The organism is Xanthomonas hawaiiensis (assembly GCF_031834635.1).
GTDB classification, from domain to species: Bacteria; Pseudomonadota; Gammaproteobacteria; order Xanthomonadales; family Xanthomonadaceae; genus Xanthomonas_A; species Xanthomonas_A sacchari.
The window spans coordinates 2,376,321-2,390,514 of the sequence record NZ_CP115873.1; the positions used below are offsets into that span (position 1 = coordinate 2,376,321).

Genomic DNA, 14,194 nt, shown 5'->3' on the forward strand with positions numbered 1-14,194 from the left:
GGTCTTTAAGTCAGTCGATGGTCAGAGCGTTTGGTTGAAGGCCACTTTGGTCGCGCGCTCGATTGGTGGCGTTATTTTGTTTAACTTCACTGCAGTCGATTTCGATGTCCGCATTGCATTCGGCGAAGGAAAGTAACGTTCTCGTCCAGATCGCGCCTAATATTGATAGATCGTCTTCGCTGAGCAGATCGGCTGATGCGACCATACGTGTGGTAATTAAAGACTCATCTTCGCCATCATGCAGGATTGCCATAAGTTGCAAGGTGTATGGCAGAGCGAGATCGGCGTCGCGATGCCCCAGCATGGAACTTTCAGGCATTGACATCCAATCTCTGCTTTCGCTCAATGCCATACGTCCGAGATAGTTGAAGATCACTTGTGAAGTCTCGCAACTATCGAGGGCGTCCGATGCATAGGAGCTGAGGTGCCGTAACAGCGGGTATGCCCAGCCTTTCCGGGGAATACACCGTAGCTGCGCACTCACGCGCTTAAGTATTTCTACACGCGACGCAGTGTCGCCGATCCTTGGTTCTTTTGAGCCGAGGTCGATGCGGACCGGGTAGATGCTGGTAAACCAGCCGACGGTCCTCGTTAAATCCAAGTCGTTTCCATACTCACGGCCGTGTCCTTCCATATCGAATCTCACTTCAGAGAACGTTTCACCGCCGCGTTCGAGTCGCCATTGAAGCAAAGTCAACGCGAACGCGGTTACCAAGAATTCATTGATACTAATGGCGCATACGTTCGCGAGGGATAGCAGTGACGCGGTAGGCTTCGGCGACAAGGTGAGATCGAGGTGGCGAGATGCGCAATCGCCATCGATCCGGCGTCGACGTAGTGGGCGTTTCCCGAGCAACGGGTCCGGCGCCGCTAATACGTGTTTCCAGTAAGGCAGTTCCGCCTGCACCTCGGGACTATCAGCGGCGCCATGCAAGTACTGCGACCAGCGTCGGAACGAGGTGCCGCTGTCCAATGATGGCGTAACCCCCTTGATCACATGCGCATGGAGGACTGGCAGGTCCGCCTGAAGTATGCGCCAGGACACTGGATCCATCACAAGATGATGGAAACACAGCAGCAGCATGCCTGGACGCCCATAACCTTCATCGAACCAGACAATCTGAAACTGCGATGCATTTTTTGGATCGATGCGCTTCTGTGCTCTCAGTAGCTCCTGGCGCAACAGCATCTCCCGCTGCTCCATCTCCATGCCTTCCAAAGAGCAGCGCTGGATGCGCTCGGCGGCCTTGATCGTTCCGCGCGGAGACACCTCCACTTCAGCGCAAAATGCGTCGTTATGTGGTACTCGCATGCGGAGCACGTCATGCCCGTCTAGTAGCGCCTGAATTATCGCTTCAAGTGTCTGCAGCGTCAGGTTGGCAGGAGATCGGATAAGAAAATTCTGATAGCTACGCGCATCTCTCCCGCCGCGCAGAAATAGATCGCGCATAATTGGCGTGGGCAAAAAACTGCCACTGCCGTCGTCTTTCTCCTTTTGTGTCGTCAGCGGGCGTGCGGCGGCTGCGAGTGCGGCAACATTCTGCAACATCAGTACGTCTCGAGGTGTCAATGCTAAGCACACGTTGCGTGCAAGATTAACCAGCTGGATGGACCTGATGCTGTCGCCACCGAGATCGAAAAAGCTGTCGTCTGCGCTAATGTCACGCACACCTAGCACTTCGGCGAACAGGTCGGCTAGCAGCATTTCGCGCGCGGTCTGGGGCGGTCTTCCAGAACGAACACCAAGCGACGGAACCGGCAGCGCCTTTCTGTCGAGTTTTCCGTTAGGTGTTATTGGTAAGGCCGGAAGCACGGAAATCGCGGCAGGCACCATGTAGTCGGGCAGGACATCCGCTAGCGCACCACGCAAACGTTTTGGTTCAATGTGTGCGTTCGGATGTCCAACCACATATCCAAGGATTCGCGAAGTTCCCTGGTCATCAGCGCGTGCAACCACCGCCGCCTGCGCGACGCCGTCTTGCTCTGCGAGGCGCGACTCGACCTCGCCAAGTTCTATACGCAAACCCCGGATCTTAACTTGATGATCGACCCGGCCGAGGAAGTCGATATTGCCATCGGGCAGCCTTCGCGCAAGGTCGCCAGTGCGGTACATCCTTTCTCCAATGGCGAAAGGATTGGCGACGAAACGTTCGGCGGTAAACGCCGGGGAGCCTAGATAGCCACGTGCCAAGGCAACGCCACCTATATAGAGCTCGCCCGGAACATTGGACGGAACCGGCTGCAGTTCGGCATTCAGGACATATAGACGTGTGTTCCAGATGGGCTTTCCGATTGGGACCGATACGTGATCCTGAACCATTGAACAGGCGTAGTAGCTGACATCCACCGCCGCTTCTGTCGGTCCGTACAGGTTGTACAACTCGACCGATTGGAGTTTCTGCATTGCCCTTTGCGTATCGCGAGACAAAGACTCGCCGCTGCAGAACACGCGGCGTAGCGACGTGCATTCGGCCGCCGTCGGCTCCTGCACGAAGGCTTGTAGCATTGACGGCACGAAATGCAGCGTGGTCACAGACTGGCTCTGGATGAGCGAGGCCAGGTAAGACGGATCTTTGTGACCGCTTGGTCGAGCGAGCACTAGCGTTGCACCCTCTAATAGCGGCCAGAAGAATTCCCATACCGAGACATCGAAGCTCGAAGGCGTTTTTTGTAGTACGCGGTCGTTGCTCCCGATGGGATAGGTGGCCTGCATCCACTGGAGCCTGTTGACGATCGCCTCATGGCAGATGACAACGCCTTTAGGACGGCCGGTCGAACCAGAGGTATAAATGACATAGGCAGGGTGCGCGCCCAACAATGGGTTGATGCGGTCCGCGTCCGTTGGGTTCAACTCATTTTGCGAGCCGAATTCGGCCAACTCCACGTCGAAGTGCCATAGTGGAATGCCGCAGTCCATGGGTAGGCACGCTGCGACATCGCTGCGTGTGAGTACACAGCTTGGAGCCGCATGCGACACCATATGGGCGATGCGTTCGGCGGGATAATCCAGATCCAGTGGTAGATAAGCAGCTCCTGTCTTGAGTGTTGCCAGCAACGCCACCACGAGGTCAGTCGAGCGTGGTAGCGCGATCCCGACTATGTTCTCCGGGCCGATGCCGTTTGCAATCATGCAGTGTGCCAGTCTGTTTGCGTGAGCGTTCAGCGTTGCGTAATTCAACGTGCTGCCCTCGAAGACCAATGCAGCTGCGTCCGGGGCCCTAGCCGCCTGCCGTTCGAACAGGGCGGGCAAGGTCGTCGTTTCGACCGGATGCGTAGTATTATTCCATTTGCATAGTTGCTGCAGTTCCTCAGCGTCCATGACGCTGATGTTGATGATTGATTGCTCAGCAGTGGTCATTGCGAAACTTGCTAGCAGGCGTTGCAGGCGCGTCGCGATGGCGGAAGCGGTTTCGGCGGTGAAAAGATCGAGGCTGTACTCAATTTCTCCGAGGATACCTGCGGGCGCGCCGTTTGCGTCATACTGATCGGCCATACTAAGGCGCAGATCGAACTTCGCTAGCCGTTTGTCGAAGTGCACCGTCGTTATTTGTAGATCCCCGATCTTTGCTTCAGGCATGCGGTTGTTCTGAAGCGTGAACATCACTTGAAACAGCGGCTGATGGCTGAGGGAACGCGTAGGATTGAGCGTCTCCACCAGCTTCTCGAAAGGCAGATCCTGGTGAGCATAGGCAGCGATATCTGTGGCACGCACGCGCTGAATTAGTTCGGCAAAGCCAGGATGTCCGGACAAATCGGTGCGTAGCACCAGCGTATTCAAGAAGCAGCCGACCAAACCTTCAAGAGCGGCGTCACTACGCCCGGCGATCGGAGTGCCTATGACAATGTCGTCGCCTGCGCCGAGTTTGTGCAGCAAGAGTGCAAACGCTGCATGTAGAACCATGAAGAGCGTCGCATTATTTTCGAGGGCGATCTGATTCAGGCGTTCATGCAATTGTGATTCGACCACAATACGAGCCGTGCCGCCACGATAACTTGGCATGATCGGACGCGGATGGTCTGTTGGCAGCGCAATGGTTGGCAAGCCAGCGAGTGTAGTACGCCAGAATTCTGCTTGGCGCTCGATTTCGCTGCGCTCTTCGCCCTCGTTACCGTAAAGTTCGCGTTGCCACAACGCATAGTCGGCGTATTGCACCGGTAATGGCGCCCAGTCTGGCGATGCATTGCCACATCGCGCTGAATACGCGTGGTCTATGTCGTGAATCAATGGCGCGAGGGACCAGCCGTCACTGGCGATATGGTGCAGGACCAGCAGGAGTACATTCTCATCTGCGGCGATCCGCAGCAGATATGCCCGAAGCGGCAGCTCTTTCGCAAGGTCGAAACCTTGGCTTGCTAGCGACGATAACGTCGTAGTCAACCTGGAGACATCGACCATGACTTCGTCGATGCCGACAGCGAACTCCGCCGCTGGCAGCACCCGCTGTTTTGCCAGCCCCTCAAACTCGCTGTAGACAGTACGCAAAATTTCGTGGCGCGATAGCACATCATTCAGCGCCTGTCTCAGTGCTTTACGGTCTAGTTCTCCGTGAAGGCGAAGCGCAAGTGGCATGTTGTATGTGCCGCTGATGCCCTCCAGATGGTGGATGAACCACAGCCGCTGTTGTGAATATGACAGCGGCAAATGTTGTGGTCGTGATCCAGCGACTATTCGCGCGCGGACACGTGAAGCGCAATCCAAGCGCAGTGCAAGCGCCGAGATGGTTGGACGCTCGAACACGTCGCGAATAGCAAGCTCCACACCAAATGCTAAGCGGACGCGCGCGACCAAGCGCATCGCTAGAAGCGAATGCCCACCAAGTTCAAAGAAGCTGTCATCGACGCCTATATCAGCTACTTCCAGTACTTCGGCGAAGATCTCAGCCAACGCGGCTTCCTGCGAAGTCCGCGGAGCACAGGGCTGTTGCCGCTTGTAGTCCGGCGCCGGCAACTCTTTACGGTCGAGCTTGCCATTCGGCAGCAGCGGCAAACGTGGCAGCACCATCACCGCTGCGGGCACCAATGCGCCAGGCAGGATCGCGGCGAGCGCTCTGTGCAGCGCGCCGCCGTCGAGCGTGGCTCCCGGCTCCGCAACAACGTAGGCAACCAATTGCTTATCGCCAGATTTGTTTTCATGCGCGATCACCGCCGCACGCGCAACATTCGGCAATCGCGCCAGCGCGGCCTCTGTTTCAGCTGGTTCGACACGCACGCCACGGATTTTCACCTGCTGGTCAACGCGGCCGAGTAAATCCAAGTCGCCATTTGGCAAGCGACGTACGAGGTCGCCGGTACGATACATGCGCTGGCCGACCACAAATGGGTCGGCGACAAAGCGCTCGGCTGTGGCCACCGCACGCTTGAAGTAGCCGCGGGCGAGGCCGTAACCGCCGATGTACAGTTCGCCATGCACGCCGGGTGGCACCGGCTGCAATCCGCCATCCAGTACGTACAATCGCGTATTTGCGACGGGCCGGCCGATCGTTATGGCCCCGTTGCGGCATTCGTCGTTGCGGAACACCTTCCAGGTCGAAGTCATCGTGCACTCGGTCGGACCGTACTGATTTGCGATGACTTCGCAGTCCAATGCGCTTATCGCGCTGCTTAGCAAGCCGCTAGATAGTGCCTCGCCACACGTGTGCAACTGGCGCAGGACAAGTGGCAATGCCAACGTCGCCTGCGCCTCCACGATCCCATGCAGCATGCTCGGCGTCACGCTGAGCACGCATGTCGCGGCAGTGGCGTGCATGGCGCGTAAGCAACCAACAGGATCTTGCGCTATCTCGCCATCGATCATTGCAACGGCCGCGCCCGAGGCCAGTGGGCAAAGCAGATCCCGGATCGAAGGGTCGAACGAGATCGAGGTCAGGTTTAGCGCGATGTCGCCCGGGCCAATGCCGTAGTTTTTTGTGAGAAAGCGAAGGTAGGCTGACACACTTCTATGCTGGACGCATACGCCTTTTGGCTTACCTGTCGATCCAGAGGTGTAGAGCACGTATGCCGCGTTACCGACGTCAAGAGGACGGACGCGGTCGGCATCGTCTGGGTTGCGCTCGTTATCATTGAGGTCGGCCCTATCTTCCAGCGCTGGCAGCGTCCACAGTGCTGTGGATTCGAGCGCCGCGTAGTGCGCCAGCAGGGCCCCTCGTGAGGCGGCATCGACGATCGCGCAGAAAGGTCGTGCGTCTTCCAGTGTCGCGGCGATTCGTGCGGCAGGATAGCTAGGATCGATGGGAAGATAGACGGCGCCTGCCTTAAGGATTCCGAGCAACGCCACGACCAGTTCCGGTGAGCGTTGTAGTGACAGCGCGACCATCTGTTCGCTGCCGATACCGGCATGGATCAGCGCGTGGGCTACGCGATTCGCACGCCTGTTGAGCTGCGCGTATGTGAGGTGTCGAGATCCGTGGATGACAGCGAGAGCGTCAGGCGTGCGCGCGACCTGCAGTTCGAACAGGGCGGGCAAGGTCATTGGCGTGTATGCCTGCGAGGTTTCGCTCCAGGAACGCTGAATGCTGTCGAGTTCCGTGTCATCTAGCAGGCAAACCATGGACGGGCGCGCATCCGGCGTCCTAGTGACCTCTCGCAGTAGACCAGCGAAACGGCAGGCGAGTGCGCGTATCGTCGGCACATCGAATAGATCGCGGTTGAACTCAAGTTCGGCCGCGATGCCAGCTGCACTACCATCGTTACCGCGCTGCTCAACCAGCGCCATGCGAAGATCGAATTTCGAGCTCGACTTACCCACAGGCACCGGCTGCACTTGGAGCCCTTCAATCTGTACCGCAGCTTCGCCTGTGTTCTGCAGCATGAGCATCACTTGGAACAGCGGCTGGTGGCTTAGCGAGCGAGTGGGGTTGATCAGTTCCACCAGGCGCTCAAATGGCAGATCCTGGTGCGCATACGCGGCGAGATCTGCGGTGCGTACTCTCGCCAACAGTTCGCGGAACGTCGGATTGCCGGATAGGTCTGTTCGCAGCACTAAGGTATTGACGAAGAAGCCAACCAGATCGTCGAGGGCATCGTCGGTGCGTCCGGCGACCGGCGTGCCGATCACCACATCGTCGCCGGCGCCGAGCTTGTGCAGCAGGAGGGCGAATGCGGCATGGATGACCATGAACAGGGTAGCGTTCTGTTGTCGTGCCAGCGCCACCAGCTGGGCATGTGTCTGCGCATCCACCACGAATTCGATCACATCGCCGCGGTGGCTCGCCACGGCCGGTCGCGATCGGTCGGTGGGCAGGGTGATCTGTTCGGGAATGCCGTCCAGCGTCCGCTTCCAGAACTCGCCTTGCTGGGCGAGCAGGCTGTTGGCGTCGTTTTCGTCGCCGAGCAGTTCGCGCTGCCATAGCGCGTAGTCGGCATATTGCACGGGCAGCGGGGTCCAATCGGGTGCGCGGCCATCGCGTCGGGCCGCGTAGGCGGCCCCCAGATCGCGCAGTAGCGGCGCAAGGGACCAGCCGTCGCCAGCGATGTGGTGCAGTACCAGCACGAGCACATGTTCATCGGGTGCAAGCTGCAGCAGGTGGGCGCGCAACGGCAGATCAGTCGAAAGGTCGAAACCGGTCGTCGCTGCTGCGTCGATCGCGGTCGCCAGCGCTACTTCGTCGTGCCAGCCGGCATCGGTGCGCTGAGCGAAAGGCACCCGCGCCTCGTCGACGACGAGTATGCGCTGCAGCACATTCCCCTCCGTACTATCAAACACCGTGCGCAGGCTTTCATGTCGCACGAGCAGATCGTCCAGCGCTAATCGTAGTGCCAGCACGTCGAGCACGCCACGCAGTCGTAACGCGAGCGGGATGTTGTAAGTAGCACTGGGACCTTCAAGTTGCTGGACGAACCATAGACGCTGCTGTGCATACGATAGAGTTGGACGTTCGGCATGCGGCCGTGCACGCAGCGCCGGACGGCCATTGGCGCCGTGACGGATGTGCTCAGCGAGACCGGCGATAGTCGGCTGTTCAAACAGTGTCCGGATGGCCAACTCCACGCCGAATATCGCTCGAATACGACTGACGAGCCGAGTTGCCAGTAGGGAATGTCCACCGATATCGAAGAAATTGTCGTCGATGCTGACCTCGGGTATTCCCAATACTTCGATGAAAAGTGAGGCAAGTGTCGACTCCTGTGGCGTTCGCGGCGCACGGCGGTGAGCGCTGGTGAAGTTCGGTGTCGGTAGGGCCTTGCGGTCCAGTTTGCCGTTGGGCGTAGTCGGCAGGGCAGGCAACACCACGATGGCGGCAGGGATCATGTAGTCGGGCAGGGTGGCCGACAAGGCACGACGCATCGAGACGGGGTCCAGCGTGGCACCTTGCTCGGCCACTGCATAACCCAACAGTTGCGGGTGGCCGGCGTGGTCGGTGCGGGCGCCGGCCACGCTGATCGCAACACCGGGAAGACTGGCGATGGCGCTTTCGATCTCGCCCAGTTCGATGCGAAAGCCGCGGATCTTCACTTGGTGATCTACGCGACCAAGGAACTCCAGATGGCCGTGCGGCGTCCAGCGTACCAGGTCGCCAGTCCGGTAAAGGCGTTTACCGATGTGAAATGGACTGGCGACAAAGCGTTCAGCGGTCAACGACGGACGATGCAGATAGCCGCGTGCCAGGCCCAGGCCGGCAAGATACAACTCGCCGGGCACACCTATGGGCACAGGCCGCAGACCAGCGTCTAGCGCGTACACTTGCGCGTTCGCGAGCGGACGCCCGATGCTCGAGGAGAGCATATTGGCCTCGCCGTCCCAACCGGTAACGTAAACGGTGGATTCTGTGGGGCCGTAGAGGTTGGCGATCCGACAGGTGGGCCACTGGCCGGCAATGCGCTCCGCGAGCGACGGCATGAACGCTTCACCGGCGAGGACGATATCCCGTACGCCGTGCAACGAAACGCCCTGTTCGATCAGTGCGGCCAGGGCAGAGGGCACGGTACTGATCATGCTGCTGGAGAAGGCGTCGGCTGGCTCATGCGCCAGCGCCAGCAGATCGTCGACAATACGAACCGAGCCGCCCATACACAGGGGCGCGAGCAGCTCGAACACCGAGACGTCGAAGCACAAGGAGGTGCTCAGCCACATTCGGGAAAGTCGTTCGCCGAAGTGATCGACTGCCCAGCAAATGAAGTCGCTGAGATTGCCATGGCACACGACCACGCCCTTGGGACGGCCGGTTGAACCCGAGGTGTAAATGATATAGGCCGGATGGCGCGGGTCGGGGAGGGGAAGTGGCTGCATCATGACGACGGACGCGTCGTCGTCTGACGGCCGCAAAATGACGTGGTGAGGTTGGAGAAACGGATGGTCGTCGCGCTCTGACAGCACCAGCGCCGGCCGTGCATCCTCGAGCATAAAGGCGAGACGATCTGGGGGATAGGCAAGATCGAGCGGCAGGTAAGCGGCGCCGCTACGCAGCACTGCCAGGACAGCTACCACCGCATCAAGCGAGCGCGGCAGGGCGATGGCGACGCATCGCTCGGGACCTGCGCCTGCGGCGAACACGCGTTGGGCGAGCCGTTCTACCTGCGCTTCGAGTTCTGCATAGGTGAATGAACGCTCGTCGCAGGTGAGCGCGATCGCAGATGGTGTCCGCAACGCCTGACGCGAGAACAACTGCGGCACCGGCTCGGCGTCCAGAACGCGCGCCGTGTCGTTCCAGGCCTCCAGCAGCAGGCTGCGTTCGTCAGCATCAAGTATGTCCACTGTGCTGACCGCTGCGTCCGGCCGAGCAGAGATGGCATCGAGTATGTGGACCATGCGCGCAGCCAGGTGTTCAACTGTCCGCTTATCGAATAGATCGGCCGCGTATTCCAGCGAGGCGAGCAAACCTCCGAATTCGCCGGTCGCGGTACGTTGTTCTGCAAATACGAAATTGAGATCATATTTGACGGCCTTGACGTCGATAGGGTGATGACTTAGGGAAAGGCCCGGTAGCGAAAGCTCGGCGTCCATGCCGTTCTGCAAGTCGAACATGACTTGGAAGAGCGGCTGGTGACTGAGCGACCGCACCGGGTTTAGCAGTTCCACCAAGCGCTCGAATGGCAGGTCCTGATGAGCGTATGCGGCAAGGTCGGTACTGCGGACCCGGTCCAAGAGTTCGGAGAATGAGAGCGTGCCAGAAAGGTCAACGCGCAATACTAGGGTGTTGACGAAGAAGCCGACAAGATCCTCCATTGCCTCATCGGTACGGCCGGCGATGGGTGTGCCGATTACGATGTCGTCGCCGGCGCCGAGCTTTTGCAACAATAGCGCGATCGCTGCGTGAAGCACCATGAACAGAGTCGCGTTACGGTCGCGTGCGAGTTTTGCGAGGCGATGGTGGATCTCCGTGCTAACCGAGAAGTGCAGAGCTTCGCCACGGTAGCTCGCCACCGCTGGGCGCGGCCGGTCAAACGGCAGGTTGACCTGTTCCGGGATGTCCGCGAGCGCGCGCTTCCAGTAATCCGCCTGACGCGCAGCCCTGCTGCAGGCGTCACTTTCGTCGCCAAGCAGGTCGCGTTGCCACAACGCGTAGTCGGCGTACTGTACTGGCAAAGGTGCCCAAGCGGGCGCGTGGCCGTTGCGGCGAGCGGCATACGCCGAACCCAAATCGCGCAGTAGAGGCGGCAACGACCAGCCATCGCTAGCGATGTGGTGCATTAGGATCAGCAGTACGTGGTCTTCAGCGGAAGATGACAACAAGTGCATACGGAATGGCAGTTGCTGTCTGAGATCAAAGCCGCAGACCGCGAGACGGGCGACTGTCTCATTCCACGCGTCAGCAGCTACTGCATCGACGTGAAGTTCCGTCGAGGCATCTTCCAGCGAGAGAATACGCTGCACGATTGCGCCGTCGACCTCCGCGAATACGGTACGCAGGCTCTCGTGGCGCATCAGCAGGTCGTGCAATGCGGTGACCAGTGCGTCGTAATCCACACGACCGGAAAGTCGCAATGCGAGGGGGATGTTGTAGGTGCCGCTGGAACCTTCCAATTCGTGGATGAACCAAAGGCGTTGTTGGGCATAGGATGCCGGCACGTGTTCGGGACGCACGAACGCTCGCAGTGGCGAACGCACCGCGTCAACGGCTCCGAGGTGCTCAGCCAAGGATGCGACGGACGAGTTCTCGAACAGGGTGCGGATCGGAACGTCCACGCCCATATTGCTGCGGATCCTGTTGACCAACCGCGTCGCAAGTAACGAATGGCCGCCGAGATCGAAGAAGCTATCATCGATACCGACCTGTTCGAGTCCTAGAACTTCAGCGAACAGCATGGCCAGCGCCGTTTCTTGGGGCGTTCGCGGCATGCGGCTCTGCACGCGGTACTCAGGTGCGGGCAATGCTTTGCGATTAATCTTGCCGTTCGAGGTGAGTGGCATCTCCGCAAGCATCACGATCGCGGCTGGGACCATATAATCAGGCAATGACGCGGCCAAAGCCTGGCGCAGAGAGACTGGGTCCAGCGCAGCGGCTTCGTGTGGCACGACGTAGCCGACCAACTGCCGGTCCGCGTTAGTATCTTCCTTTGCGAGCACGGTCGACTGAGCGACGCCTGGCAAACGTGCTAGCGCGGCATCGATCTCGCCGAGCTCGATACGAAAGCCGCGAATTTTGATTTGGTGGTCGACGCGGCCAAGGAAGTCAAGTTGCCCGTCAGCACGCCAACGCGCAAGATCCCCGCTGCGGTACATGCGTTCGCTCGTCGCAAACGGATCGGCGATAAAGCGTTCGGCGGTTAGGCCGGGACGATTTAGGTAGCCACGGGCTAGGCCGCGACCTGCTAGATAGAGCTCGCCGACCACACCCACTGGTACTGGACGCAGTGCGGCATCCAGGACGTAGACCCGGGCGTTGTAGATAGGGCGGCCGATCGGTGGCGCCATATGGCCGTGCAGGGGGTTACCGATAGTTGCGCAAACCGTGGTTTCCGTCGGGCCGTAGGCATTGAACATATGCCGGTCGCGCGACCAGCGCTGGACTTGAGCCGGCTGACAACTGTCGCCTGCGACAATGAGATGAGTACAGTCGGGCAGATAGTCAGGCGCCATTACCGGTAGCGCGGCAGGTGGCAGAGTCACATGAGTGACGCGATGGCGGCGCAGTGTGTCGAGCAGTGCATCGCCCGGTGCCAGAGCATCCGCGTGCGCGAGCACGAGGCAGGAACCGGAAAGCAGCGCCATGCAGCATTCCCAGAACGCCGCATCGAAACTGGGTGAGGCGAACTGCAGCACTCGCGAACCAGGCATCACCGCAAAGCATGCAATCTGGCTAGCCGCAAGGCTCGCGATACCGCGTTGGCTCAGCATGACGCCCTTCGGCGTGCCGGTAGAGCCAGAGGTGTAGATCACATAGCTGAGATTGTCGAGCCCAGTCTCTCGAGGAGGTGCGGTGTCTGGATATTCCGCAAAGATCTCTTCATCTGTGTCTAGCTCGATCAGCTGAGCCCAGTGCGAGGGTAGTCGGTCCAGCACTCGGGATTCACTGACGATGACAGGGGTCATTGCATCGTTGAGCATCCACGCGATGCGTTCGTCTGGATAGTCTGGATCGATCGGTAAGTATGCGGCGCCGGCCTTGAGAATTCCGAGCATGCCGATAGGAAAAAGGTGCGAGCGTTCGACGCATAGACCAACGAGGGACTCTGGACCGACGCCTAGGTCGTGCAAGTAATGGGCTAGCTTGTTAGCACGAGCATCCAGATCGCGGTAGCTGATGACCTCGTCTCCGAAGGCGATTGCTGCTGCGTCTGGCGTTTCAACTACCCAGCGCTCAAACAAGGCCGCGAAGCCTTCCCGCGGCATCTCCCGCTCGGTTGCGTTCCACTCGCATAGGACCTGCTTGCGCTCGTCCTTGGTAAGAAGTTCAACGCTATCTAGCTTGCGGCTAGGATCTTCCAGCATGGCATCGAGCAGCCTTACTAAACGATCCGCAAGCCCCTCGACCGAGGTGCGGTCGAACAGGTCGCAGGCGTAGTCGATTGAGGCTAGGAAGGCTTTTTTCCCATCCTCTTCCTCTTCCAAAAAAGTGAAATACAGATCGTTCTTAGCGTTGATCATCCATATCGGCTCTGGTCTCACTGAAAGATCTGGTGAGATGATATCGGCGCTCGCGTTGTTCTGAACAACGATGGTGGTTTGGAACAATGGCTGATGCGCCAGCGAACGCGTTGGATTCAATATTTCAACCAGGCGCTCAAATGGCATATCCTGATGTTCGAAGGCGGCGAGGTCGGTGTCTCGGACGCGGGACAGCACCTCAGCGAAGCTCGGATTACCCGACAGGTCAGTTCTTAGCACGAGGTTGTTGACGAAAAAGCCGATAAGCTCATGCAGCGATTCGTCGGTACGGCCTGCAATGGGGCTGCCGACTACGATGTCGTCGCCCGCACCATGTTTGTGCAGCAGCGTCGCGACGGCTGTGTGCAACACCATGAAGGGCGTCGCCTGGTACGCGCGCGCCAGTTCGTGAATGCGTTGATGCAGATGGCTTTCGATAGTGAAGAAGACGGCGTCGCCGCGATGAGTGGGTATCGCAGGATGTGAACGGTCCATGGGCAGATTGGTGCGTTCCGGCAAATCAGCAAGCTGGCGGCGCCAATAGTCTGCTAGCTGCGCAACGAGACTACCGGGATCGTCTTCGTCGCCCAGGGTCTCGCGCTGCCACAGCGCGTAGTCGGCGTATTGCACCGGAAGCGGTGCCCAATCCAGTGTGCCGCCGTTTACCCGAACGATGTAGGCGTCGATCAGATCTCGCGTCAGCGGTGCCAGCGACCAACCATCACAAGCGATGTGGTGAAGCACGATCAACAGCACGTGCGCGCCGCTGTCCAGACGGTAAAGCGTCGCTCGGATCGGCAGTTCGCATTCAAGCGCAAAGGCGTAACCGCTTTCTTCAATCATCGCGGTGTGCAGATCAGCTTCGTCGACATCGCGCAGGGCGAACCAAACGTCTAGTTCGCCGTGGGCGAGTACTCGCTGTTCTCCAACTCCGCCTCCGTCGCCAATCACTGTGCGTAAGCTTTCGTGGCGTACCACGAGATCGTTGAGCGCGGTTCTCATCGCCGACGCGTCTACGTCGCCTTCGATCCGCAGCGCGAACGGCATGTTGTAGATCGATGAGCGACCCTCCAACTGGTAGGTGAACCACATTCGCTGCTGGGCGAATGACAGCGGAATGGTTTGGTCGTAAACCGTGCTGTATTCAACGTGTGCCATCGGTTGTTCCGT

At 59.2% G+C, this 14,194-nt stretch carries 1 protein-coding gene; it reads right to left on the minus strand.

The window, feature by feature from the left end; all coding sequences use genetic code 11:
- Window positions 1-10: 10 nt before the first annotated feature.
- Entirely contained in the window at window positions 11-14,182 is a 14,172-nt protein-coding gene (locus tag PG878_RS10355) for a non-ribosomal peptide synthase/polyketide synthase (RefSeq protein WP_311186040.1), read from the minus strand.
- Window positions 14,183-14,194: the final 12 nt, after the last annotated feature.